Origin of the sequence: Actinomyces naeslundii, assembly GCF_001956585.1 — a bacterium.
Taxonomy (GTDB): domain Bacteria; phylum Actinomycetota; class Actinomycetes; order Actinomycetales; family Actinomycetaceae; genus Actinomyces; species Actinomyces naeslundii.
This window is the reverse complement of sequence record NZ_MSRR01000029.1, coordinates 25,610-51,363: the sequence shown is the minus strand read 5'-3', so window position 1 is coordinate 51,363 and position 25,754 is coordinate 25,610. Positions and strand designations below refer to the sequence as shown.

The window sequence follows — 25,754 nt, the reverse complement described above, 5'->3', positions numbered from 1 at the left end:
GTGCCTCCCCTTCAACACGTCGCGGCGCCGATTGGCGCACACGGCCTCAGCGGATCACTTGGTGACGACCGCCAGGACGTCGCGGGCGGACAGAATGAGGTAGTCCTCACCGGCGTAGCTGACCTCGGTGCCCCCGTACTTGGAGTAGATGACGACGTCGCCCTCGGCAACGTCAACCGGAACGCGATTGCCGGAGTCATCGACGCGACCGGGGCCCACGGCCACGACCTTGCCCTCCTGGGGCTTCTCCTTGGCGGTGTCGGGGATGACCAGGCCGGATGCGGTGGTCTGCTCGGCCTCAACGGTCTGGACGACGATGCGGTCCTCGAGCGGCTTGATGGAGATCGACATTGGAGACCTCCTCCTTCTCTTCAACGTGCAGTAGAACGGCTTGATCGCCCTCCCGAGGCGTACCCGACCGCCGTCGCGGGGGCCGGTCCGGCACGATGCAGGAGTGCGAGTCGCAGAAGGTACCCGCCCGCGTCTCAGGACCGGAGCAGGCACTCCGCTGCGCCTGACGGAGAATCTACGACGGCGTTAGCACTCAGTCAATGCGAGTGCCAAAGCGCGGCGGTGGTTTCGCCATGGGCGTCAGTCCTCGTCAGCGCCGGTGTTCCCGGGTCCAGTTGATGGCCTCCGCAACGCTCGTCTCACGGTGCCCCAGGGTCGGATCACGCCGGGAGACGACGTCGATGACGGCCTTGATCGTGGCCGGGCGCTCGCGCGTCCAGCTGACGGCCCAGCTGATGCGGTCATGACGGGCCCGTGAGTCACCCACGCCGTCGACGCTCAGGCCGACCGAGCGGCAGATGGCGACCGCACGCGGCTCATGGAAGTCCTGGGTCACGAGCAGAGCGCGCTCGATCCCAAAGATCCTGCGAGCCCGTACGCAGGTGTCGTAGGTGTCGAAGCCCGCGTAGTCCAGGGCGATCGCCTGGCTGGGGATCCCTTTGGAGATGAGGTAGTTGCGCATGACAGTGGGCTCGTCGTACCCAACGCGCCGGTTGTCCCCGGAGACCAGGATCGCCTCGGTGCGGCCACTGGTGTAGAGGTCGGCGGCGATATCGAGACGGTGGGCCAGCCAGGGCGAGGGCAGGCCGTCGGCGTGAACGGCGGCTCCCAGAACGATCGCCACCGGGGCCCGGGCGGCATTGGCGCCGTCGGCACTCTCACCGGCGACCTCGATGTGTCCGGCACTGACGGTCCAGGCCCAGGTGCCGGCACCGACCGTGATGAGCCCCAGGACCCCGACGACGACCAACGAGACCCGCATCAGTCTCCGCAGAAGGGCCCTGCGACGGCTCACGGAGCGGGGTGCCGCCTGTGGGTCGTCCCCATCAGCACCCTCACTTTCGGCGACGTCGCCGGGAGCGGCACCACCCCCGAGCCGCGGTTCCTCGTCAGTCATCGACTCCCCATCCATCTTCCCCATCCAAGGCCGTCCGGCTCCGCAGGCATGCGGACATCGGTTCACCACCCTACCCACGACTCCATGCACAGTGCCCTCCCCGCTCGCCTGCCCGACAGGTACCGAGAGCCCCTCCTCGCACCCCACCCAGCGAACATCACGCGCACTGACGGGTTCACCATGGAATGATCTGGGGTGATGGCTGAGAACCACGTCGCGCTCCTTCTGACGCCCGAGGGCTGGGAGCTTCTGTCCTCCTTGCCCCCGTACGACCCGGCCGAGGCTCTGTCGCTGGGACGCTCCCTGAGAGAGGAGGGCCACTCCCCCGCCCTGGTGGCGGCAGCGCTGACCCAGCAGCGTCTGCGCGCCCGGGCCGCAGCAAAGTTCGGGCCCTTCGCCCAGCAGATGCTCTTCACCGCTGACGGCCTGGAGCAGGCCACCCGACTCGCCGTCTCGGCTCACCACGCCGCCCGCTATGCGGCCGCGGGCGTGACGAAGGTCGCGGACCTGGGCTGCGGGATCGGTGGCGACGCCGTCGCCCTGGCCGGGCTCGACCTGCCGGTACTCGCCGTTGACCGCGATGAGGCCGCAGCCGCTCTGGCCACCATCAACCTCATGCCCTTCCCCCATGCGAGCGTCGAGTGCGCCGACGCCCTTGAGATCGACCTGGCCGAGCGAGGGGTGGACGCCGTCTTCGCCGACCCTGCCCGCCGGGCCCAGGGGCGGCGCATCACTGATCCGGAGCAGTGGTCGCCGGCTCTGTCCCGGGTACTCGCGCTGCGTGAGTCCGTGCCCGCTCTCGGTATCAAGGTCGCCCCCGGCATCGACCATGCCGCGCTGCCGCGGGACTCCCACACCCAGTGGGTGAGCGTGGACGGCGACGTCGTCGAAGCCGCCATCTGGTGCGGTCCGCTCGCCCCGGAGGGGCCCGGGCACTCCGCACTGATCATGCGCTCAGGGACGGATGGTGTGAACACCTGCACATTGGTCGACCCCAGCACCGCTGACCCCTCACAGCCTCCGGTTCAGGTCGACCCGATCAGCTCGCCCGACGACCTGGGCAGCATCATCCACGTCCCCGACGGCGCCGCCGTACGCGCAGGGCTCGTCGCCCACCTCTGTGAGCGCCTGGACGCCCGGCCGGTAGGGCCCCGGATCGGCTACCTCACGGGAGAGCGGCTCCCTGATGAGGCAACCACCCCCTTCGTGCGCTCCTTCCGGCTCACCGAGATCCTGCCACTACGACTCAAGACACTGCGGGCCCGAGCCCGCGAGCTGGGGGTCGGAAGCCTGGAGATCCTCAAGCGCGGCGTCGACGTCTCACCCGACGCGCTGCGCACCTCACTGAGACTCAGCGGTCAGGAGTCGGAGACCTGGATTCTGACCCGTGTGGGCGAGAAGGCCAAGGGAGTCGTCCTCGTCGTCGACCCCATCTCCAGGGGGCCATCAACCGACTCGTCAACGTCCCGAATCCACGACGCGCCTTCCGACGACTAGCCCACCGCATCCACCTGCCGGCCCCCCGTCAGGGACCCGAGGAGATGACCAGGACATGCAGGACACGAACCAGAGCACCCCATCCGCCGCCGGAACGACAACGGACCTGCCGCCGGCCCGCCGGCCTCAGTCCCTGCCCTTCACCAGATCGGAGCGATCCACGCTGGGGGTGGAGTGGGAGCTGGCGCTCATCGACCGCGACAGCCTCGACCTGCGCCAGTGCGCCGAGGAGATCCTCCAGAAGGTGGGCCCGGATCCGCACATGCACGGCGAGATGATGCTCAACACCATCGAGCTGGTCTCCGGGGCGCGCCGAACCGTCGCAGAGTGCGTGGAGGACATCGCCCTCGCCTTCGACCGCGTCCTTCCGGTCACCGATCCCCTGCGCGTGGACCTGGCTTCGGCAGGCACCCACCCCTTCGCAGACCCGCTGGTGCAGAAGGTGACCAACGCCGAGCGCTACGCCCGCCTGGTGGACCGCACTCGGTTGTGGGGCCACCAGATGCTCATCTTCGGCACCCACGTGCACGTCGGGGTCGAGGACCGGGCCAAGGTCCTACCGATCCTCAAGGCCCTGCTCACGCGCACCGCTCACCTGCAGTGCCTGAGCGCCTCCTCTCCCTTCTGGGCAGGCGCGGACACGGGATACGCGGACAACCGGGCCATGATGTTCCAGCAGCTGCCCACCGCCGGCGCCCCCGAGCAGTTCAGTACCTGGGAACAGCTGGAGAGCTACACCGGGGACCTGGTCCACACCGGCGTCATCGAGGACTTCACCGAGATCCGTTGGGACGTGCGCCCCTCACCGCGTCTGGGCACCATCGAGGTGCGAGCCTGCGACGCCGCCACGAACCTGACCGAGCTGGCCGGGATCGCAGCGCTGACCCAGTGCCTCGTGGAATCCTTCTCCCGCACCCTGGACCGCGGCGAGGAACTCGACGCGATGCCCGACTGGTACGTCGCCGAGAACAAGTGGCGTTCAGCCCGTTACGGCATGGACGCGATCCTCATCGTCAACTCCGCCGGCGAGGAGGAGCTGGTCAGCGACACGGTTGAGCGGATGCTCACTGAGCTCGCCCCGGTCGCCGAGGATCTCGGCTGCGCCGCCGAGCTGGACTCCGTGCGCGCTACCCTGGAGACGGGAGCCTCCTACCAACGCCAGATCGCCGCCGTCGGGGCCTATGGAGGGCAGAGAGAGGCGGCCGTCAGGCTGCTGCTGGCCGAGGCCCGCGCCGGCAGGCCCCTGCGCCCCACCGAGGTGCTCTCGCTGGCTGCCAAGCCCTGAGCCCCGCTTGTCAGTGGCTTGCCGGACATTACCGACATCGGGTGCCCCGGTTCCGGCTCAGCGGCAGCCCGATGGCGCACGCGACCATGCCCATGATCGCGATCACGGGCAGCTTGCGGGACTGTGACATCAGGTCCACTGGATATCCCTCCCACAGACACACGCTCACAAGCCCGACGATCACGAACATGGTCAGCGCTCCGAACCTTCCCCGGAGTGCTGCTGAGCTGGCGGTGAGCACACGGGCGGAGGGGTCGACGTGCACAGCAGCAGGAAGAGCGGACACGAATTCTCCTTTTCTTCCCGTGGAACAAGTATCGGAAAATGCGGAAAAGAATAGCGCTCACTGACGCCACAGCAAAGCACGACACCGAACATTAGGAACAATGCAGACTATTTCTCACCTCGAGGCCCACCCACGCAATGGAATTCACGTCCACGCAAACCCGAAACACCATTAAGCTTAAGTCACCCTCTGCCACACCCACCTGAAGCACACATTTTCCACGTCATCAAATTATTGTCGCGATAATATTATGGAAGACTGTGTTTCAAAAATGCACAGCCTGCATTCGCGCCCATGACCTCACTTCCCTCTCAGCCCTCCTCCGAGATTCTCCGCCCCAGCGGCACGAACGCCCCATTACAGCCACTCGCGGAGAACGGCGTGCCCCTGACGTACGCCCAGGGCGGCTCATCATGACGTGCAGCGCCCTCGCAGGCCTGGTCGACGCCACCCCCTGATCGGCTTCGCCGCCTTCATGGCGACACTACGATCCAGCGAGGAACCCTCAAAGAGATTGGCGCAGTCAACGTCGCCATGGGCGACAAGCGGATTGTCCTTCCAAGGAGCCGTTGCCCAAGGAATTTTCCGTAAGCGGACTGAGGCCCGCGCAGAGCGTATCGTTGAACGAATCAACGCCATGAATCCGCTGAAACGCTAGCCTCAGTCCATTACTGAGAAGTCAAGAATGACATCCGTCCCCGAGCCTCGCTCCGACTCCGAGCAGGCACGGGCTCAGAGTCTCCCCCTGTTCGCGGTTGACGGTCTCCGGGTCGATCATTCCGCCCGCGATACGAGTGCCCAGCCGCGCGCCCGGGTGCGCTGCTCCCAGAAGCTCCGGTAAGGACCGTCCACCTCCACAAGATTCTCGTGGCTCCCGCACTGGGCGACCTGCCCGGCGTCGTCGAGGACGATGACCTGGTCGGCCGCTGCGATCGTCTCGAGCTTGTGGGCAATGACGATAAGTGTCGAGGTGCGCCGCAGCTCCTGCATCGCGGCAACGATATTGGCCTCGTTCTCCGCGTCCAGGGCACTGGTGGCCTCATCGAGCAGGACGATCGGTGCGCGCTTGAGCAGGGCCCGAGCGATGGAGACGCGCTGGCGCTCGCCGCCGGACAGGGCCCGCCCACCCTCTCCCACGCGGGTGCTCCAGCCGTGGGGCAGACGGTTGACGATCTCGGTGACGCCGGCGAGGTCCGCAGCCCAGCGCACCTGCTCGTCGTCGGCCGCGGGGTCGCCGATGCGGACGTTGGCGTCCAGGGTGTCGTCGAAGAGGTAGACGTCCTGGAAGACCATAGAGAGCTGTTCCATGAGCTGGGCGGTCGGCATGTCGCGCACGTCGGTGCCGCTCACGCGCACGGTCCCGGAGCCGGTGTCCCAGAAGCGGGCGATGAGGCGGGCGATAGTCGTCTTGCCGCTGCCGGAGGGGCCCACGATCGCGCACATGCTGCGCGCGGGCACGTTCATCGACACTCCACCCAGGACGGGCTCGTCGGCACGGTAGCCGAAGACGACATCGTTGAGCTCGACGGCGCCAGGATCGGGCAACATGGCACGAGCCTCGGGCTCGGCCATGAGCTCGGCGTCCATGACGGCGTCAAGGTGGTTCATCATCTGACGCCGTTCCTCCAAACCCATGACGGATGCACCAATGTCGTCGAGCATGGTGGTGAAACGCAGACACATGCCGATGATGGCGACGGCCACGAGCGGCTCCATGGTGCCGGAGACCGCGTAGGAGGCGGTCAGGGCGATCATGGCGACGACGATGACCTGACTCAGTGCGCCGTTGACGACGTTGCCGGCGGTCTCCCACCACAGGGAGCGCCTCGAGGCGCGGGCTCCGTCGTCGAAGGCGGAGGCCAGGCGGCTGTAGCCGGTGGCGGCTCGGCACGAGCGCAGGGCGCCCTGGCAACGGGCGATCTCAACGATGCGGGTGGCGAGCTCGCGCTCGGCGGGCTCGGAAACGGACTTGCCATGGTCCAGCAGACGGCGCGCAGCACGCACCAGCCCGGCGAACAGGGGCGCGGCCACGGTCAGCAGCAGGCCCAAGCGCCAGTCCCAGGCCCAGGATCCGGCCCAGACGACCACGCAGGCAGCGCTCGTGGAGGTGAGCATGTACATGAAGTGGGCGGCTGACTCCCCCAGGGCTACCATCTCCTGGCTGACAGCCCGCGACAGGGTGCCGGCGGAGTCGGCGTTGAACCAGCGCAGGGGCAGGCGGGCGATCCGGTCTCCGACCGCGTGGTGAACATCGTGCATGAAGCCGAGGGCTCCGGACATTCCCCGCCGCTGCCCCTGGAACTCCGTGACAGCGGCGACGACGCCGCAGATGCCGAAGGTGACGAGCCAACCGCCGAAGGACAGCCCCCATCGGGGCGCACCGGACCCCAGCGCGACCGAGGCGGGCAGGAGTGAGACCAGTGCGGCCCCGGAGGCGATGCCGTTGGCCGCTGCCAGCATGAGGCAGCCACGCGTCTGGCGCCAGGAGGACTCCAGCATGAGCCTGCGGAAGCGGGCCAGCAGGGAGCTCGCACCCCTGGAGGTCTCGGCCTCCGGTGTCAGTACCGGAGGAACGGGCCGTGGACGGTCGGCTTCCACGCCGGCGTCCGGGCTGAGAGCGGCGGGAGGCTCCTCCTTCGATCCGGCACCTGCCCGAGTGGGACCGTCCGGCGCGGCGACGGGTCCGTGACCGGCCAGGGCGGAGACATCGCCGAGCTCGCCGGTCTGGCGCAGAAGGGCGCGGTAGTGGGGCTCGTCGACCAGATCATCGTGGCTGCCGGAAGCGACGATGCGCCCGCGCTCCATGACGACGATGCGGTCGGCACCGCGCACGGCGGCCGGACGATGAGCGATGACCAGAACAGTTCGGTCCTCAACCAGGGCACTGAGCGCCTCCTGGATCTCGGCCTCCGACTCCGGGTCGGCCATAGCGGTGGCCTCGTCGAGCAGGATGACGGGGGTGTCCAGCAGGATGGCACGCGCAATGGCGATGCGCTGCTCCTGCCCACCGGACAGAGCCGTGTCCTGTCCCAGGACGGTGTCGTAACCCTCCGGCAGGGCCATGATCTCCTCGTCGATGTGGGCCACGCGGGCAGCGTCGCGCACCTGCTCCAGATCGGCGTCGGGGCGTCCGAGCGCGATGTTCTCCCGCACGGTGGTGCCGAGCAGCTGGGCGTCCTGGAGGACGAAGGAGACCGTGGAGTACAAGGTGGGCTCGTCCATGTCCCGCAGGTCCACGCCACCGATGCGTACGGCGCCGGCGTCCGGGTCGGCGAAGCGTGCGATGAGAGTGGCCAGCGTCGACTTGCCCGAGCCGGAGGGGCCCAGCAGAGCGGTGACGGTGCCGGGTTCCAGAACGAGGGAGGCGTCGTCGACGGCGAGGGTGTCCCCGTAGGAGAAGGAGACACCGCTGATCTCGACGAGCGCCGTGCGAGGCCGCTCGGGGCGGTCTGCGGTTGGCAGCACAGGGGTGTCGAGAACCTCGCACAGGCGCAGGGCCGCGGCACCGGCGAGCTGGTAGGACCAGGAGATCGAGGCAATGGTGATGAGTGCGGCGGGCAGGACCAGGGCGACGAGGGTCGTGGCCAGAACCTGGGGCAGGGTGACGGCACCAGTATGGATGAGCAACGCCCCGCCACCGAGGTTGACCAGGAGCAGTACGGGGATCGAGACCCAGGTGAAGGACAGACAGGTGACGGTCACCAGGGGCATCGCCCAGGCGCGGTAGAAGGCGGAGAACTCGTCGGCGGCGGCGAGGTAGGCCGAGTGGGCGCGCCCCACGCGCCCGAAGGCCTTGACCACGCCGATACCGGAGACGAACTCGACCATGGTGGAGGAGATGGCCGCCAGCTTTCGGTCCATCTCCACGGTCTTCTCATTCATGCCGCGCATGGAGACCGAGTAGGTGAGCACGTAGAGGACGAGCGTGGAGACCGCCAGCAGGGCAAGGCGCCAGTCGATCCAGAAGGCGCACACGAGCAGCGCCAGCGGGGTGACAACGGCGTTGAGACGCTCAACGGGGCCGTGGGCGATGACGGTGTGGACCAAGGTCGTGTCATCCTGGACGGCCTTGCGGATACGCCCGGAGGTGGAGGCGGTGAACCAGGCCAGCGGAGCGTGGGAGATGCGCTCGACGATGTCGCGCCGCAGTCGGTCGCGCAGGGACAGGTCGGCCAGGTGAGTGATGAGCAGTGCCAGGAAGTACAGCAGCAGGCGGGTGGAGTAGACGCTCACGAGCAGCATGACGGCGGAACGCACCTGCTGCGGTTCAGGGCTCACACCCACCCGGTAGGCGCGCAGCAGAATGTCGCCGAGCTGGACCAGAGCGATATAGGGCGCCGCCGCCAGGACGGCGGAGAGCAGGACGAGGACCTGACCGATCCGCAGACGGGTGCGCACGGGAGCGCCGAGGCGCGCGATGGCGGCCTGCCCCTCACGGGAGCGCTGGGCGTTGCTCCTCCTCGCCTGCTCGCCCGACTCCCCGGCTCTTCCGGGGCCCGTCGAAGGCTGCGACAGCCGCGAAGACGACTGCGGTGCCGTCTGCGGCGACGTCCCTGGCGCCGGCCGCTGTGCCTGCGTGCTCATCAGGTGCCTCGTTCTTCCGTCGACTCTAATTCTGAAGGTGTTTCAGAACTCAATAAGGCACACCTTACTCTGGTCGCTGAACCGGGAGCAACCGTCGTTGAGTCGCACTACGGTGCTGTCATGGCATCACAGGCACGACTGGGCAGGCCAACCGGACCGAGACCCGGTTTCTCGCGCGACGACGTCGTCGACGCCGCCCTCGAGATCGGCATCGCCGAATTCACCCTGACCGCCGTGGCCAAGCAGCTGGGCGTGGCGGTCTCCGGCCTGTACCGCACGATCACCTCGCGAGAGGATCTGCTGGCCGCCTGCCTGGAACGGATCGCCGCCCAGATCGAGGTTCCCCGCCCCGGGAAGCGCTGGCCCGACACGGTTCGGGCGCATGCCGAGGCCGTCTGGGAGATGCTGGAGCGCTATCCCGGCCTGGCCGGCGTCATCATGGGGGTTCCCTGGGCCCACCAGGTCTTCGCCAGGCCCGTATCCCAGGCGTGTCAGGCCCTGATCGAGGGAGGACTCGAGGCCGACGAGGCCGGGGTGGTCCTGGACTTCGTCGGTGACACCGTCATCGCCACGCACGCGCAGATCGAGGTCATGCGCTCCCCCGCCGGTCGCCCCGAGCTGCCTGCACCGTTCCTGGGACACGAATCGGGAGAGAGCGCCTCGGGCGCCGGGAGGGGCGGCGCCACGGGGCTGGAGGAGGCGAGCCGGTTCGCGACGACCAGCAGGGCACCGGCCCTGCCCGAGGCACTGACTCCGAACGAGAGCTGGCTAGGCCGAGGCGGACTGGACCGCAAGATCGAGATCATCATCCGGGGTGTGGCCGCAGACATCGGACAGTCATCCCGAACGCGCCGGAGCCTGCGTCGAGAAGCGTCGGCGGACGTCAGCGGATGTCAGTGAGCGACGCTGACGTCCAGCGGCATCCCGGAGTCCGGGGCGAAGTCCATGGGGCTGGGGGCCACGCCGGAGCGCACCGCCGCTGATCCCAGGGCCGCGATCTGGGCACCGTTGTCAGTACAGAAGCGCAGCGGTGGCAGGCGCAGGGTGATGCCGGCGGCTTCGCAGCGCTCGGCCGCCAGGGAGCGCAGACGGGAGTTGGCCGAGTAGCCGCCTCCGACGACGAGCGTGTCGCATCCGGTATCCAGGCAGGCCTGGACCGCCTTGGCCGTCAAGGAGTCGTTAACGGCCTCGGAGAAGGCGGCGCAGACGTCGGCACTGGGGACGCCCCGCCCAGCGTCCTCCAGGGACTCGACGTAACGGGCCACCGCGGTCTTGAGCCCGGAGAAGGAGAAGTCGTAGCGGTGGCGCTCCTTGTCCTTTCCGGCGGCCAGGCCGCGGGGGAAGCGGATGGCGCTGCGGTCGCCCTCTTGAGAGAGACGGTCCACGTGCGGACCTCCGGGGTAGGGCAATCCCAGGAGCCGGCCGACCTTGTCGAAGGCCTCGCCTGCGGCGTCGTCGAGGGTACCGCCGAGCTCAACGACGTCTGTGGCGATATCACGGATGCTCAGAAGGTTGGAGTGGCCGCCGGAGACGATGAGTCCGATGAACCGCTCGGGCAGGGGGCCGTCGACCAGCTCATCGACCGCCAGGTGACCGATGACGTGGTTGACGCCGTAGATCGGTGAGCCCAGGCTCGCAGCCAGGGCCTTGGCGGCGGAGATGCCGACGGTCAGGGAACCAATGAGTCCGGGGCCGGCGCACACGACGACGGCGTCGATCTCGCTCAGGTCGACGTCGGCCTTCTCCAGCGCGGCGTCGAGGGTGGGCAGGAAGGACTCCAGGTGGGCCCGCGAGGCGATCTCGGGGATGATCCCGCCGAAGCGCGCGTACTGGTCCATGGAGGTGGCGGTGACGTCGGCGAGGAGCTCGCGTCCGCGCACGAGGGCCACGCCGGTCTCGTCGCAGGTGGACTCGATGCCGAGGATGAGGGGGTCGCTCACAAGTCCCCACCCTATCGCCTACCGAGACGGACGCGGGACAGCCGCCTGCCATCCCGCCCACTGCCGGCAGGCCGCCCGGCCACTGTCCCGGCTACCGTTGGGACGGGCCGATCGGGAGACGACACCGACCAGGCGCCCCTGACAGGTCACCGACGAGGAGGTACTCGTGACTGAGCCCGACAACCCGGACCTGGTGGTGGGGGACGACGGTCTGGCCAGGCCGGCTTGGGCGGCCACCGACCCTTTGCTGCGCGAGTACTACGACACCGAGTGGGGCATGCCGGTGCGCGACGAACGGGGAGTCTTCGAGCGGCTGAGCCTGGAGGCCTTCCAGTCGGGCCTGTCCTGGGCCACGATCCTGCGCAAGCGGCCGGCCTTCCGGGACGCCTTCTCCGGTTTCGACCCGGAGGTGGTGGCCGGTTTCGGGGACGAGGACGTGGACCGCCTGCTGAGTAACGCCGCGATCGTACGCAACCGGGCCAAGATCCTGGCGACCATCGCCAACGCCCGCGCGACGCTGCGACTCAGGGAGACGGGCAACGTCGCCGGCGGCCTGGCGGGCCTGGTGTGGTCCTACCGGCCGAAGTCGACTCCGCGACCGCACCGGCTTGCAGACATCCCCACTCAGTCGCCTCAGTCGGCGGCTCTGTCCCGCGAGCTCAAGCGTCGTGGTTTCCGCTTCGTCGGTCCGACGACGATGCACGCCCTCATGGAGGCGATCGGGATCATCGATACCCACCTGGTCGGCTCCCACCGCCGTGGCTCCTCCGGGGTCTGGGGCTAGGAATCCCGAGCCCTCCGACGTCGGTGCGCGTGCCCGACTTCGCCGGACCCGAGGTGGGGATCAATACCCCTACTTCGTCCCCGCATGCATCCCTACGCTCCTGCCATGAACAGCCCCGGACAACGCGCTCCTCTCCGTCACCTCGACCACCCCGTGCGCAGCCTCCGTACGCGGCGCGAGAAGCGGCCAGCAGCACCCTTCATTGCCGTCATCGCCGTCACCCTGGCGGTCCTACCGCTCTCGGCGTGCTCCGACGGCGGAGGCAGCATCATCCGCCCCTGGCTCCTGAAACAGGACGGGGTTGAGAAGGTCAAGACCTCCTGCGAGACATATGAGGAGACAGGGTGCCATACCATCGCCACGACGACGCTCTCCGATGACACGGAGCCGGACAAGGCCTGCACGATCCTGAACCAGGCGGCCACTGAGCTTCCCCGCCTGGACAAGATCAAGGAGGACACTGCGTACATTCAGCTCACCTGGAAGCACCACGGCACCGTCCTTGTTTTCGACAAGCAGTCCATCCGCCTCTACGAAGAGACCAACCCTTACCTCGCAGACAACCAGAAACGATCCCTGGAAGCGGCCTGCGACACCATGGAAACGACGGTGGAGCATTCCGGCGGCACCGCGGAGAGGATCACTCAGAGCTACGACACCCTGACGATCGAGCGCGGCGATGAGAAGTCAGTCCCATCTGACGTCATCACCCAACCCCTACCGACCAAGGATGGTCAGCTCCTCGACACGGAAGACACCTTCAGGATCGGCCACTGGGACATCCGAGCCCACACAGGCAAGGAGAACACGACAGAGACGCTGCCCACCTCGCTGATCTCCGACATCCTCGCCCTCTCCATTCCTGAGACGAAGGACCCTGGGATCTCAATCACCGCCAACGCTCTCATCTCCGATAAGAAAACGGGATTCGAGGTGGATGTCAGAGGACTTGGCCCCTACAACCCGGATGGCCCTGACCAGGGCACGACGCGCTCCGTCTTGTCAACGATCGAGAGGTACCCCACTGTCTCCAGCGTTAATCTCTGCACTGCGCAACCCAAGAACAATGCTCAGCACTGCAAGGAATACACTCTGAAGAATGGAGAGTTCGTCACCACCTCCAGCTAGACGCGACCACAGGACCACCAACACGCAGACGGCAAAACATCTCTCTAAGGGGTGGCTGTCACTGAATACGATGTCGGCGACTCAGGTTCACGATATCGTTCGATAGGCTGACGCCGTTCATCTCATCAATTCTGTTTCAGGAGGCATCGTGACCGTTCAGCTGTGGTCGTCATCGGGCAGTACCGCCGAGGGACCGGTGCTCCTGACCCGGGCCGAGGCGGTCCTGTGCGACATGGACGGTACACTCGTGGACTCCTCGGCAGTCGTGGAGTCGATGTGGAGCTCCTTCGCCCGCGATCATGGCATGAGCGAGCGCTTCGACGAGATCATGGCCTACTCCCCCGGCCGTACCGGCCTCGACACGGTCCGCCGGTTCCTGCCGGAGCTCGCGACGGAGGAGCAGGACGCCATCTATGAACGCTTCGCCCGTGAGGAGATCGTGCGCACGGCGGGGCGTATGGCTGAGATCCCCGGGGCCGCCACCCTGGTAACGACCCTGATTAATACCTGCGCTCCGCTGGCCCTGGTCACCTCCGCCCCCATGGAGCTCATGCGGACGCGTATGGAGGAGGCCGGGGTGCCCATCCCCTCCATCGTCGTCTCCGCCGACGACGTCGAGCGCGGCAAACCTGCTCCTGACGCGTACCTCAAGGCCGCCGAGCTCCTGGGGACACCAATCGCCTCTTGCCTGGTGCTGGAGGACGCCACCTCCGGCTACACCGCGGCCCGGCGGGCCGGCGCCCAGGTCCTCCTCGTGGGCACCGGCGCCCCCGAGGCCGATCCAAGCACGCCGCGGATCGCGGACTTCACCAGGATCACTGTCACCGTCGATTAGGGCCCCTGGCTCAGGTCCTGTTGCGAGGTAAGGGCTACAGGGTTACCAGAAGCTACGGCAGGCCCTCCCCTGGCCCGTCACGGACGCCCCAGAGAACTCGCGGGCCGCCCCACAGGACCAGTTGTCGACGCCTGGACGCTATTGGCCGGGAGGTTGGTGCACTCCACTGGGTGCGGAGGCTCGTGCAGTGCGGATAGTCCCTGATCGCCACACCCCAGAACGACCGGGCCCACCAAAGGCCCCATCAGAGCGGACGGAAGAGGCGGGACCACATCTCTCCAGTCCCGTCAGCTTATATCGATTTCTGCGATCAGCTGTAGAAGTATACCGGGGCGCGACTCCCTACCTGATAATAGTAGCGACTATCCTCGACCGCCCCCTCCAAACTGACGCACTTGGTCTCTCCTGGGTTAATGTTAAAGACGCGGGTTGGACCACTGTCGCCACCCTCGGGCACGACACGTATTTCTGGATCAAAAGACATCTTCAAGGCAGGTAAAACACCACTGGCAACTATTTCCATTGATGCACAGAATTGGTTGGTCGCATCATTGTAGCTGACTGCTACATGATCATCAGCTCTATAGTTCGACGGTCCGGGCGAGGCGGCCGAGGCCGGAACCGCAAGCATCACCACCCCAATGATTGCCGACCCTAGAACTGCGGTCTTGACAAGGTTCTGTTTCGTGAATTCTATGAGGAGCGCCTCCTTTGGTCGAGCATTAGATCGAGAATGAAACTTACACTCGGTACCGGCCGACGCCAGCATCTACGCAGGCCACAGAACCTGCAACGGATGCCGCGAATAACCCCCCATGACTTCGCTTCCGCTGTCACGCGACTATGCTACCTTGAAATTCGACTTATTGGTAGAAATAGAACTCTCTCTGTCTCATACACACAAAGAGAAGAGGCGAAGTGAACATATATCCACGTGTATCTTGTGCATTTTCTACACATATGCGAGGTGTCCTATCGACACGGAGGCTCAGCATCCCGCCCTGCGGCGCCCCAGGGAGTTGGCAAGGTCAACGGGCGATGGCAACCGAGTCGGTTCGGCTGGGCCAGTGCATCGTTGAGGCAGAAGCGCCGCCCCGACAAGACGACGAGTAGCACCTAGTCACATTCGCCCTCACTCAGCCCTGGGATACCGCACCCCTGACGAGCTCGAACACGAAACCCTGGCTTGGCCGGGGCGGCCCGAAACACAGAACAAGCAGCGTTGGAGCAACACCCGCACTCCGCACGTCTTTGTTTTCTCAACATGGCCTAACATCGAGCCGGGCTCCCATCGCGGCCCCAACAGAATTTCTGCAGGAATACACGATGTGGGAGCCCGGCTCGGCGTATGAGGGGTCTCAGTGAGCGTGCTGCCCCTTCCACAGGGCGTGGCCGAGGTCCCGGTTGAGGCGCGAGATGACCTCGAGCGGCACTGACTTGGGGCACACGGCCGCGCACTCACCGATGTTCGTGCAGCCGCCGAAGCCCTCGGCGTCGTGCTGGTTGAGCATGCTCACCACGCGGGCGAGACGCTCGGGCTGACCCTGCGGCAGCAGACCCAGGTGCGAGATCTTCGCACCCGTGAACAGCATGGCAGAGGCATTGGGACAGGCGGCCACGCAAGCACCGCAGCCGATGCAGGCGGCTGCCTCGAAGGCGGCGTCGGCCTTCTCCTTCTGCACGGGCACCGAGTGGGCCTCAGGGGCTCCACCAGTATTGACCGAGATGTAGCCACCGGCCTGGACGATGCGGTCCAAGGCGGAACGGTCCACGATGAGGTCACGCAGCACCGGGAAACCGGTGGAGCGCCACGGCTCGATCGTGATGGTGGATCCGTCCTTGAAGGAGGGGTCCTCCGCCAGGTGGCGCATGTGCAGCTGGCAGGTGGTGGAGCGGATCGGCCCGTGGGCCTGCCCGTTGATGACCACACCGCACTGACCGCAGATGCCCTCGCGGCAGTCGGAGTCGAAGGCCACCGGTTCCTTGCCCTCGGCGAAGAGCTGCTCGTTGAGCAGGTCGAGGACCTCGAGGAAGCTCATGTGCTCCTCGATCCCGCTCATGGCGTACTCCTCGAAGTGGCCCTTCGAGTCCTTGTTCTTCTGGCGCCAGATCTTGAGCTTGATGTTCACTTGTAACTCCGCTGCTTGAGCTCGATGTCCTTGTAGACGAGGTCCTCCTTGTGGAGGATCGGCGGACGGTTCTCCCCGCCCCACTCCCAGGCGGCGACGTAGAGGAACTCGTCGTCATGCCGCATGGCCTCACCCTCGGGCGTCTGGGACTCCGCCCGGAAGTGACCACCGCAGGACTCGCGCCGGTGCAGGGCGTCGATGCACATGAGCTCGGCCAGCTCGAAGAAGTCCAGCAGTCGGCCGGCCTTCTCCAGGGCCTGGTTGAGCTCGTCGGCCTGGCCCGTGATGCGGGCGTCGCGCCAGAACTCCTCCTTGAGGGCCCGGATCTGCTTGATGGCGTCACGCAGACCGGCATCACGCCGCTCCATGCCGCAGTACTCCCACATGATGCGCCCCAGGGCCATGTGGAAGTCGTCCACGCTGCGGGTTCCACGCAGCGCCATGAGGCGGGCGACGCGCTCCTCGACGGAGCGCTTGGCCTCGACAATCTCCGGGGCGTTCGGGTCGACCTTGCCCAGGCGCAGCATGTCCGCCAGGTAGTCGTTCATGGTGTCGGGCAGGACGAAGTAGCCGTCGGCCAGGCCCTGCATGAGTGCGGAGGCGCCCAGGCGGTTGGCACCATGGTCGGAGAAGTTCGCCTCTCCGGCGATGTAGAGGCCCGGGACGTTGGACTCCAGGTCGTAGTCCACCCACAGACCACCCATCGTGTAGTGCACGGCGGGGTAGATGCGCATGGGGACCTCGTAGGGGTCGTCCCCGGTGATGCGCTGGTACATCTCGAACAGGTTGCCGTATCGGGCGGAGACGGCGTCCTTGCCCAGGCGGCCGATGGCCTCGGAGAAGTCCAGGTAGACACCGCGGCGCATCATCCGCTCGTTGCCGTTGGCATCGCGCTCCTTGATGGCCGGGCCCACGCCGCGTCCCTCGTCGCACATGTTCTTGGCCTGGCGCGAGGCGATGTCACGAGGCACGAGGTTCCCGAAGGCCGGGTAGATGCGCTCAAGGTAGTAGTCGCGTGCCTCCTCGGGGATGTCGCGCGGGTCCTTGTCGCAGTCCTCGGCCTTCTTGGGCACCCAGATGCGGCCGTCGTTGCGCAGCGACTCACTCATGAGGGTGAGCTTGGACTGGAAGTCCCCGGACTGCGGAATGCAGGTGGGGTGGATCTGCGTGTAGCAGGGGTTGGCGAAGTAGGCGCCCTTGCGGTGCGCGCGCCAGATGGCGGTGGCGTTGCAACCCATCGCGTTGGTGGACAGGAAGAACACGTTGCCGTACCCACCGCTGGCCAGGACGACGGCGTCTGCCAGATGGGTCTCGATCTCCCCGGAGACCATGTCCCGGGTGACGATGCCGCGGGCGCGGCCATCGACGACGATGAGCTCGACCATCTCGTGACGGCGGAACTCCTTGACCGTCCCGGCATGCACCTGACGCTCCAGGGCCTGGTAGGCCCCGATAAGGAGCTGCTGGCCGGTCTGACCGCGGGCATAGAAGGTACGGGAGACCTGGACACCACCGAAGGAACGGTTGTCCAGCAGACCGCCGTACTCGCGGGCGAAGGGGACGCCCTGGGCCACACACTGGTCGATGATGTTGGCGGAGACCTCCGCCAGGCGGTACACGTTGTCCTCACGGGCGCGGTAGTCGCCGCCCTTGACCGTGTCGTAGAAGAGGCGGTAGGTCGAGTCGCCGTCGTTGCGGTAGTTCTTCGCGGCATTGATACCGCCCTGGGCGGCGATGGAGTGCGCTCGGCGGGCGGAGTCCTGGTAGAAGAAGACCTTGACGTTGTAGCCCTGCTCGCCCAGGGAGGCGGCAGCGGCGCCGCCGGCCAGGCCGGAGCCGACGACGATGATGTCCAGCTTGCGGCGGTTGGCGGGATTGACGAGCTTGGCCTCGAACTTGCGCTGCTCCCAGCGCCGGTCGATCGGGACGGAGTGGGGGGCCTTGGTGTCGGCGATCTTCTCGCCCTCGTAGTACAGGCCGTCGATGAGTTCAGTCATAGTCGTTCACTCTCAGTGGGTTGCCGCAACACACTCGGTGAAGTGCTCGGCGGAGGAGCCGATCGCATCACAGAACTGCGGGTAGTAGTCAGCAGCGGCCATGGGGGCGTCGACATAGCCGAAGAGGATCGCCGTCGGGACGGCCATGAAGCCGGCGAACACCGCGAAGGCCACCACGAAGGCGATCAGCCGGATGAAGGGAATGGTGCTTCCTCGCACCGCCCCCAGCGTCTGCAGGGCGGACCACACGCCGTGCCACACGTGCAGGCACAAGGCCACCAGCGCGATGGCGTAGATGAGCCACACCCACCACAGCTGGAAGCCGTACCACATGTTCATGTAGGCGCGCCCGTGCTCGTAGTGTCCCCCCGGCGTCAGCGACAGGGTGGTGAACTGCAGGATGTGCCAGATGATGAACAGCAGCAGGATGACACCGCCCCAGCGCATGGTGCGCATGGCATAGCGGGAGGCGAAGTACTCGGCGCCGGGCTTCTTGACGGCGTACTTGTCGTTGCCGCGGGCCCGCTTGTTGCGCGCCCACAGGTGGAAGGCGCTGCCGGCGTGAGCCAGGAGGCAGGCCATGAGCGCCAGGCGGAGGATCCACAGGACACCGCCGTAAGGCATGATCGGAACCAGCAGCGCTCTGAGGAACACGGCGTAGTGATCGTAGGCGACCTCACCCTCGAAGTAGTGCAGGTTGCCGTAGGCGTGGAAGAGGACGAAGAACAGGAACACCAGACCCGAGATCGCCATCATGCGCTTCATGAAGACGGTCGTGGAGAAGGCGGTCCGCCTCTTCAGGGAAGGAGCAGATGTTTTGGCCACGGCAAAAGGCTAGCCGGGCTTGGGGCGCTGTTGGTGCCATCAATGCCCCCATCAGCGTGGATACGCCAGTTATCCGCGAAATCATGAGGATTTCGAGAACCCTCAACTTCAGATTCAACGCTGCGGAATTTGCTGACTGCCACCTCTGCGGCCACCTTTTCGTCATGAGGGTGTCAGACAAATCTGTGAGGTCTCAGACACACAGCACCTCTCAGGTGGAAGACTGTGTTTATTGTCGACTTTACCGTTCCTATCTGCCTCTTCACCCCGGCGCAATCCTCCTGGTCGGATGCGGCACGTCCTTCGGTTCGAAGAGGCCCCCGGTCCGATTCAGCCCGGGATCTACTCGCCGTTCCCGGTAGACCCGACCGGACCCAGGCGCGGACGCAGCGTCAGCCTCATGACCACCGCGTCCTCGGGTGGTGCCTGGTAGTAGCGACGCCGTCGGCCGATGGGAACGAACCCGTGCCCGGTGTAGAGGCGTTGGGCGGCCTCGTTGGACTGACGCACCTCCAGCAGGACATCGGGGCAGCCGGCCTGCTGTGCGGTGCTGACGAGCTCGGTGAGCATGAGGGAGGCAACCCCCCGCCCGCGTGCGACCGGGATGGTGGCGATGGTCAGCAGGTCCGCGCTGGTCAGGCCGCTGGCGTGGTAGAGACCGGCATACCCCAGGAGCCGTGGCCCGTTCAGTCCGGCCCCAGCGCTGGGACTGGCAGCGTCGTCGGCGTCCTCGGACTCGACGACGACGTAGCGGCGGTCGGCCTGCGGGCCCCGGGACGCCTCCAGCTCGAGGTTCAGCAGACCCCGGCTCCAGGCCTCAGCCCCGAACAGCTCGCCTTCGAGACGGGTGATCGTGTCCAGATCCTCCTCGGTCATCTCCCGCAGGCCGGGTGTCCCCCCTGTTACTGGCACCTCGGGCACCTGAGTCACCCGAGCTCAGCGCACGCGCTTACGGGCGGCGGGCATCTGCACGTCGGCGTGACGCAGGTAGAGCGGCTGCGTGCCCAGCTCCTCGCCGTGGCCTAGACGGGCCAGGGCGATGCGCACCTGGGTCAGCGCGTCACCGGAGACCGGAGCCAGTACCTCGTGGCAGGAGGCGGTCCCCACCAGCTCGGGGTAGAGGGCGGCGCCGGAGCCGGCCACGGCGTCGATGGTGACGGCCCCGCTGCCCTGTTCCGGCGTCTGCACGGCAATGCACTCGGCGACCTGAGCCGGGGGGCAGACACTGATCTCGGTCAGACAGGTGACGTCATCGGGCCCGTTGGCGCGGAAGAGCGCCGCATAGACCTCGCGCCTGCGGGCGTCCGTGGCGACCAGGACAACAGGATCCTTCTCGCCCTGACGCGCACCGAGCTCATCGAGGGCCAGGCGGGCGACGGCGTCGAGGCTGGAGACGCCGTGGACGGGGATGCCGCGGGTACGCCCTACGACCCTGGCCGTCACCAGCCCGGCACGCAGCCCGGTGAAGGGTGCCGGCCCTGTGGCCGCGACGACGGCATCGAGAGGACGATCGGCGACACCGGGAGCGGACAACGCCTCGGAGAGCATCTGACCCAGCGACTCGGCATGACGCCGGGTATCGGCCTGTTCGGCCCGGCTGAGCACCTGCACAGGGCAGGTGACGGGCAGCCCGGCCGTCTCAGTGGTGTCGACGACCGCGACCTGCGTGCCCAGGGAGGAGTCGATCGAGAGGATTCGCACCGGACCAGCCTATGCCCTGGGGCCCCGAGGGGAGTTGACGTGGCTCTCGGGGATCGTGTCCCCCAGGGTCTCACCGTCGGTCGTGCCGGTGTCGCCTTCGGCCCCGTCTCCGAGGAGAGACAGGTCGATGGCGGCACGAGGGATGCCCCGTCTCACCGCGACGCCGCGGGTGTCGGACTCGTCCCGGCTGAGCCGATCGGCGCGCTCGGCCATGTCGGCACGGTTGCGGGCCTGACGCAGCGGCGCAGTCACCTTGCGCTCATGGCGGACCGTGATGATGACGGTGGCGACTCCGACGACGACGACCGCCAGGACCGGCCCCCAGATCGCCCAGCCGCCGGTGGCGGACCGGGCCTCGCTCTGGGTGGCAGAGGTCTTGGGCTTGGAACCCGCCCTCTCGCGCAGGATCTCTCCGTAGTCGCTGAGCTCGATGGGGCCGGCCAGACGCCGGGTGGCCGCCTCCCCCAGGGCGGTCACCGTGGTGCCGCGCAGCGAGTACCAGGCATTGGCATTGCGGTCGTGGATGAGGTGGGCGTCTCCCATCTGGTCGACGTCGGTGGCCAGGTCGTCGTCGAACATGGGGGTGCAGGTGGTGCGTCCCTTGTCCGTGACCACCTCGAGAAGGCCGACGGGCTTGCCTGCGGCGGTGGCGGTCGCGGCCCAGTCGCCGGTGTCGATGGGCTGCGCGGAGGGCTGGGAGCCGTCGAGGAAGCCGGGGGCCCAGGTGTAGACGCTCCGCACGTCTCCGAGCGTGATCTCACCCTGTTCTCCGGTGCTCTGACGCACCTGGGCCACGCAGTCACTCTCCATAAGCGACTTGGCCGCGCTGCGCGAGTCCGCGTCTGCCGTGCCTGCAGAGCCAGCCGTCGAGCCCCCGGCGGGAGCGGTCGGTGCGCTCTGGGCAGCCGGGTCGGAGGTCGCCGACGCTCCCACGGCTGAGCCGTCACCGCTGTCAGGGGCGCCTGAGGCTGCAGGGTCGCCCGCACCGGTCGACGGCGGGTCGGTGGCGGCTCGGACCGGCCCCGCAGTCAGAAGGCAGACGGCAAGGAGAGCCACCGCCAGGGCCAGGCGGATCGTGCTCATCGGGCGCCCGCAGCGCCCGTCGGGCCGGATGGGGATGGCGTCGCAGACCGGCGCCACGGGAGAAGGAGTGTTCACTGCGTTGCTCCAGGCTGATGGGTGGTGTCGGCGGCCAGGGGGCTCAGGTCGATGTCAGCCCATCGTGGACCGAGGGCACGCACGGTGATCGTCCGACTGCCATCATCAACCTCACCCAGGTCCACAACGGGATCCTCCGTCACTGCGCCACCGGAGGACTCAGAACCGAAGGCGACGTCGTCAAGCCTGCGAACGCCGTCGCGGACCGCGCCATGAGGCCGACGCACCTGGATCTCGAGGCGATCGGGGCTCAGGGCCTCCACCTTCTCCTCGCCCCACTCGACCAGGGTGACGGAACGATCCAGGGAGGAGTCCAGGTCGAGGGCGTCGATCTCCTCCAGGGAGGTGATCCGGTAGGCGTCGACGTGGATGAGGTCGGGGCCGTCGGCGAGGGAGGGGTGCACACGGGCGATGATGAAGGTGGGCGAGGAGACCCGGCCGCGCACTCCCAGGGCCGCGCCGATGCCTTGAGCCAAGGTGGTCTTGCCCGCCCCCAGCCCGCCGGAGAGCATGACGAGATCGCCGGCACGCAGAAGGCGGGCAATGCGGGCACCGAGCCCCCGAGTCTCATCGGCGTCGCCGGTGGCGACAGTGATCTCGGGGACGGCCTCGGGGGTGTGCAGCGCACCGCTCATGTGTCCTCCTCATTCATAGGTGGAGCCGGCGACCGGAGCCGACCGGCACCGGTCGCCGGGCCGACGTGCTCCGAGGCCCGCTGTTGTCTAGGGGCGAGCGTAGCCGCCACCAGCCTCTGCCCCGACGTAGCAGCGCGGGACGCGGGCTCCCAGCCGGGTCACGATCTCGTAGTTGATGGTCTCGCAGGCCTGCGCCCACTCGTCTGCCGTGGGGACGGTCTCCTGCCCCACAGCATCCGGGGCGCCCCAGAGCACGGCGGTGTCACCGACCTGGGCCGGCGCCGGCAGGAGCGCGCCGGTCTCATCTCGGGCCGGACCGAGGTCAATGACCACCTGGTCCATGCACACCCGCCCCACGATGGAGCTCATGAGGCCGCCGACGCCCACCGGGCCGGTCGAGCCGGCGGCGCGCGGGATACCGTCGGAGTAGCCCAGCGGGACGAGTCCCACCCAGCGGTCGGTGGGAGCGCACCAGGTGCCGCCGTAGGAGACGGCCTGCCCGGCGTCGATGCGCTTGACCTGGACGAGAGCGGACTCCAGGCGCATGGCGGGCTGAAGCCCGAGCTCGGAGCTGGTTGCCACGGACGGGTCAGGGCTCAGTCCGTAGAGGCCGATTCCCGCTCGCACCAGGTCCATGCGGGCCTCCGGGTGCCACAGGAGCCCGCCGGTGGCGGCCAGATGATGGATGGAGGGCCTCAGTCCCGCCTCCTGCACGATCTGCTCAGCCTGCCGGTATCGCTCCAGGTGCTGCTCGGTGGAGCCGCTGGTGGGCTCGTCGGCACGGGACAGGTGGGACCACAGGCCGACGACGTCGACCACCCCCTCGTCCTCAGCCTGCCTCAGCGCGGCGGCCAGGGCGGGCAGGTCCTCGACCATGGCACCGCCGCGCGACATTCCGGTGTCGACCTTGAGATGGAGGCGCGCCGTCGTCGCCTGAGCCCGGGCGGCAGCTGACAGGGCCTCGAGCTGAGGCAGGGTGGAGACCGACAGGTCCAGGTCGGCCGCCAGTGCGGCGCGCAGGGGCGAGTCCTCGGCGGCCGCCCGGGCGGGATCCATGACGGGCAGGAGCCAGGTGAGGATCCGGGGAGCCTGACCGGAGGGCTCCCCCGCGGGTCGATCCACGTCGGCCTCATCGAGGAGCGCGCGCAGGGCGAGGGCCTCGGCGAGCTGGGCCACCCCCAGCCAGGAGGCTCCCACTGACAGGGCCGTCAGGGCTATCGGCCCCAGGCCGTGGCCGTAGGCATCGGCCTTGACCACGGCCATCCACGGCACGCCCGCCACCTGCGCCAGGCGCCTTCCGTTGTGGGCCACGGCCTCCAGATCAATGACGGCCCGCGAGGTGGCTGCCCCGGGCAGCGAGGGCCGGGCTGCTGAGGCTTCCGGAGCGGTGGAGGGGGGCATTGCTACTGAGTCCGCGGAAGTGGTCACAGCGCGATTGTCGCACTGGGTGGCCGAAGGCGAGGCTGTTGGCTCTCGCACTCGACTGTTCACCTCCTCCGGCGACGACCGATCGGCTGACATGTCTCAGTGGTGCGGGACCGCCTGAAGCCAGTTGAGCTCAAGGCGGGCCGGGCCGAGGGCCGCGGCGATGTCGAGGGCAGCAACCGGGTGACCACCCGCACCGACGACGCCGGCTCCCGGCATCGCGGCGGCGTAGGCGCCCGCGAGCGCGTGCAGCCGGACTCCGGCGGCCACCGAGTCAACCAGAACGCCCTGGGCCGAGTCCGCACCGGCGGCTGCACACCCCACCTCCCGCTCCCAGCGGGCCGCGGCTCCGGCCAGGACCGCGCCGAGGACGCCGGCGAGCACGTCCCCGCTTCCTGCGGTCGCCATCCACCCTGGGCCGGAGTCCACGCTGACCAGTGGATGGTGCGGCGCGGCGATGAGCGTCGTCGCCCCCTTGAGCAGGACGGTGGCGCCGCTCAGGCGGCAGATCTCGCGGACCGCGTGCGCCGGGTGCGCCTCGACGCGCTCCCGGTTCCACTGGCGGGCCGTCCCCTCGGGCGTCTCCGAGTCCGCCAGCGCCGTCAGGAGGGCGGCGGCCTCTCCGGAGTGCGGGGTCAGAACATGACGCGGCGTGCAGCGCAGGCCCTCGTCGAGGAGCTCGGTCAGGATACTCAGCGCTCCGGCGTCGACGACGACGGGGGCCCCGGCAGGAGCTGCGCCAGCGGCACTGTCTGCTGCCTCCTCACCGGTCCTGGCGCCGTCAGCAACCCGCCCGCCCCCGCTGTCGCGTGCGGGGGCCAGGGTGGGGCGTAGGACCTCCCGCAGCTTGTCGGCCCGGACGGTGTCGGCGGGGGCGACTCCCGGCCCCAGGACGAGCGCCTGGCTGCGGCCGGCGGCGGGGACGACCTCGGGTCGAGCCGCCAGAACAAGGTCCTCCACCCTCCTGGGCGCGGTCAGGCGCACCATGCCGGCTCCGGCGAGCACCGCACCGTTGGCGGCCAGGACGGCTGCACCGGGATAGGTCTCGCTGCCGGCCCACAGGCCGACCACACCGCGGGTGTACTTGTGGTCATTGGCACCCGGCTCGGGGACCACTCGCGTCAGGTAGTCGCCCAGCGCGCCGTCGACGGGGCGGCGGGCGATGGGACGGCTCGTGGGCGAGGGCAGCCCGAGGGGGACGACCTCGACGGCACCGCACAGGTGCCGGGCCGGGGGCAGACACAGGCATCCCTTGAGGCAGGTGAAGGTGACCGTGCAGTCGGCGGCGAGAACCGGACCATCGACGGTGCCGTCATCGACGCCGGTTCCGCTGGGCAGGTCAACGGCGATGACGCGCAGCGGACGCCGCCCCGGCGCTCCGGCGGCAACGAGCGGGGTTATGAGGGCGACGGCGTCGGGCCGCAGCGGCCCGGTGGCCCCGATACCGGTGAGTCCGTCAAGGACGAGCCCGCCACGGGCGAGGAAGGCCTCGACGGCGGCCACGGCCTCAGCGCTGTCCCAGTCCTCTGCGCCGTCGCTGCGGTAGCCGGCGCCGTAGACGGTGACCCCGTGGCTGCGGGCCTCTTCCAGGGCGACGGGGTGAGGATGCTCCGTGGCGAGTACGGCAGTGACCGCGCAGCCGCTGTGTGAGAGCAGGCCTCCGGCCAGGAGGGTGTCGGCTCCGTTGTGACCGCCGCCCACCAGGAGGAGTACCGGCGCTCCTGAGATCCAGCCGGGACTCATATGCGTCCCCGCCGCCTCGCCCGATGTCCCTGCCGGGGCTGCCGGGGAGACCGGTGAGGCGGGTGATGCCGGCGGACCGGCGAGGTACGTCGGGGACGGAGAGCCGGAGGAGGGCCGCGCGAGGGACGCCGCGGCCCCGGGGACGACGGGCCCCTGGCGCAGCTCGCGCAGTGCCGCCCGAGCCACCGCGTGGGCGGCGGCTCTCATGTAACGGTCGGTGCCCGCGGTGACGGGGGCCTCCGCCGCCGCGATCTCCTGGGCGGGCCAGGCGCAGGTGGTGGGGTCGGTGACGTCGTCGGAACGCGTGAAGTCGTTGAGGTCACTCACCTGTCCCATTGTCCTCCGCTCAGCGCTCCTCGCCCCTCCAGCAACGTTCTGAGACGGGTGGTTTCAG

Annotated in this window: 19 protein-coding genes; 6 read left to right on the top strand and 13 right to left on the bottom strand. The window is 68.0% G+C overall.

Features of this window, described 5'->3' with window-relative positions:
* Nucleotides 1–54: 54 nt before the first annotated feature.
* Together groES and BKH33_RS11845 are read right to left on the bottom strand one after the other, a co-directional pair.
* Entirely contained in the window at nt 55–351 is a 297-nt protein-coding gene (gene groES, locus BKH33_RS11850; protein WP_003781116.1) for a co-chaperone GroES, read from the bottom strand.
* A gap of 250 nt (nt 352–601) precedes the next feature.
* On the bottom strand, nt 602–1,273 hold the full coding sequence (locus tag BKH33_RS11845) for a SanA/YdcF family protein (RefSeq protein WP_003781112.1): 672 nt from the start codon (nt 1,271–1,273) through the stop codon (nt 602–604).
* A 333-nt stretch (nt 1,274–1,606) separates the two neighbouring features.
* Here BKH33_RS11845 and BKH33_RS11840 point away from each other — a divergent pair, with 333 nt between their 5' ends.
* Both BKH33_RS11840 and BKH33_RS11835 read left to right on the top strand, forming a co-directional pair.
* Nucleotides 1,607–2,905 (top strand): class I SAM-dependent methyltransferase, encoded by a 1,299-nt coding sequence (locus tag BKH33_RS11840; protein WP_043538901.1) that lies wholly within the window; start codon nt 1,607–1,609, stop codon nt 2,903–2,905.
* Nucleotides 2,906–2,960: 55 nt separating this feature from the next.
* Nucleotides 2,961–4,190 carry a glutamate--cysteine ligase gene (locus BKH33_RS11835; protein ID WP_198482863.1) on the top strand — a complete coding sequence of 410 codons (1,230 nt, stop codon included), beginning with the start codon at nt 2,961–2,963 and terminating at the stop codon, nt 4,188–4,190.
* A 1,060-nt stretch (nt 4,191–5,250) separates the two neighbouring features.
* Here BKH33_RS11835 and BKH33_RS11825 read toward each other — a convergent pair.
* On the bottom strand, nt 5,251–9,060 hold the full coding sequence (locus BKH33_RS11825; protein WP_076142769.1) for an ABC transporter ATP-binding protein: 3,810 nt from the start codon (nt 9,058–9,060) through the stop codon (nt 5,251–5,253).
* A 120-nt stretch (nt 9,061–9,180) separates the two neighbouring features.
* Here BKH33_RS11825 and BKH33_RS11820 point away from each other — a divergent pair, with 120 nt between their 5' ends.
* Nucleotides 9,181–9,960, top strand: a complete 780-nt coding sequence (locus BKH33_RS11820) for a TetR/AcrR family transcriptional regulator (protein ID WP_003785220.1) — start codon at nt 9,181–9,183, stop codon at nt 9,958–9,960.
* Here the strand turns inward: BKH33_RS11820 and tsaD are convergent.
* Nucleotides 9,954–11,000 carry a tRNA (adenosine(37)-N6)-threonylcarbamoyltransferase complex transferase subunit TsaD gene (gene tsaD / locus BKH33_RS11815; protein ID WP_003785164.1) on the bottom strand — a complete coding sequence of 349 codons (1,047 nt, stop codon included), beginning with the start codon at nt 10,998–11,000 and terminating at the stop codon, nt 9,954–9,956. The genes BKH33_RS11820 and tsaD overlap by 7 nt on opposite strands.
* 166 nt (nt 11,001–11,166) lie before the next feature.
* Here tsaD and BKH33_RS11810 point away from each other — a divergent pair, with 166 nt between their 5' ends.
* The 3 genes from BKH33_RS11810 to BKH33_RS11800 all read left to right on the top strand — a co-directional run bounded on the left by BKH33_RS11810 (nt 11,167) and on the right by BKH33_RS11800 (nt 13,747).
* A complete protein-coding gene (locus BKH33_RS11810; protein WP_003785216.1) occupies nt 11,167–11,784 on the top strand; it encodes a DNA-3-methyladenine glycosylase I in 618 nt (205 codons plus the stop codon).
* 105 nt (nt 11,785–11,889) lie between these two features.
* Nucleotides 11,890–12,912, top strand: a complete 1,023-nt coding sequence (locus tag BKH33_RS13910) for a hypothetical protein (protein ID WP_162136593.1) — start codon at nt 11,890–11,892, stop codon at nt 12,910–12,912.
* Nucleotides 12,913–13,060: 148 nt separating this feature from the next.
* Nucleotides 13,061–13,747 carry an HAD-IA family hydrolase gene (locus BKH33_RS11800; protein WP_003785199.1) on the top strand — a complete coding sequence of 229 codons (687 nt, stop codon included), beginning with the start codon at nt 13,061–13,063 and terminating at the stop codon, nt 13,745–13,747.
* A 1,358-nt stretch (nt 13,748–15,105) separates the two neighbouring features.
* Here the strand turns inward: BKH33_RS11800 and BKH33_RS11790 are convergent.
* The 9 genes from BKH33_RS11790 to BKH33_RS11750 all read right to left on the bottom strand — a co-directional run bounded on the left by BKH33_RS11790 (nt 15,106) and on the right by BKH33_RS11750 (nt 25,696).
* On the bottom strand, nt 15,106–15,876 hold the full coding sequence (locus BKH33_RS11790) for a succinate dehydrogenase/fumarate reductase iron-sulfur subunit (protein ID WP_003785183.1): 771 nt from the start codon (nt 15,874–15,876) through the stop codon (nt 15,106–15,108).
* A complete protein-coding gene (locus BKH33_RS11785) occupies nt 15,873–17,873 on the bottom strand; it encodes a fumarate reductase/succinate dehydrogenase flavoprotein subunit (RefSeq protein ID WP_003785195.1) in 2,001 nt (666 codons plus the stop codon). The genes BKH33_RS11790 and BKH33_RS11785 overlap by 4 nt, the downstream gene beginning before the upstream one ends.
* A 12-nt stretch (nt 17,874–17,885) precedes the next feature.
* On the bottom strand, nt 17,886–18,638 hold the full coding sequence (locus tag BKH33_RS11780) for a succinate dehydrogenase cytochrome b subunit (protein WP_171972694.1): 753 nt from the start codon (nt 18,636–18,638) through the stop codon (nt 17,886–17,888).
* 402 nt (nt 18,639–19,040) lie between these two features.
* A complete protein-coding gene (locus tag BKH33_RS11775) occupies nt 19,041–19,574 on the bottom strand; it encodes a GNAT family N-acetyltransferase (RefSeq protein ID WP_100219071.1) in 534 nt (177 codons plus the stop codon).
* A gap of 60 nt (nt 19,575–19,634) precedes the next feature.
* The gene (gene tsaB, locus BKH33_RS11770) at nt 19,635–20,399 is read right to left on the bottom strand and encodes a tRNA (adenosine(37)-N6)-threonylcarbamoyltransferase complex dimerization subunit type 1 TsaB (protein ID WP_003785189.1); all 765 of its coding nucleotides are present in this window, start codon (nt 20,397–20,399) and stop codon (nt 19,635–19,637) included.
* A gap of 9 nt (nt 20,400–20,408) precedes the next feature.
* A complete protein-coding gene (locus BKH33_RS11765) occupies nt 20,409–21,557 on the bottom strand; it encodes a hypothetical protein (protein WP_003785208.1) in 1,149 nt (382 codons plus the stop codon).
* Nucleotides 21,554–22,192 carry a tRNA (adenosine(37)-N6)-threonylcarbamoyltransferase complex ATPase subunit type 1 TsaE gene (tsaE, locus tag BKH33_RS11760; protein ID WP_003785194.1) on the bottom strand — a complete coding sequence of 213 codons (639 nt, stop codon included), beginning with the start codon at nt 22,190–22,192 and terminating at the stop codon, nt 21,554–21,556. The genes BKH33_RS11765 and tsaE overlap by 4 nt, the downstream gene beginning before the upstream one ends.
* A gap of 87 nt (nt 22,193–22,279) precedes the next feature.
* Nucleotides 22,280–23,593, bottom strand: a complete 1,314-nt coding sequence (gene alr, locus BKH33_RS11755; protein WP_003785175.1) for an alanine racemase — start codon at nt 23,591–23,593, stop codon at nt 22,280–22,282.
* 123 nt (nt 23,594–23,716) lie between these two features.
* Nucleotides 23,717–25,696 carry a bifunctional ADP-dependent NAD(P)H-hydrate dehydratase/NAD(P)H-hydrate epimerase gene (locus BKH33_RS11750; protein ID WP_076142768.1) on the bottom strand — a complete coding sequence of 660 codons (1,980 nt, stop codon included), beginning with the start codon at nt 25,694–25,696 and terminating at the stop codon, nt 23,717–23,719.
* Between the last annotated feature and the right edge of the window lie 58 nt (nt 25,697–25,754).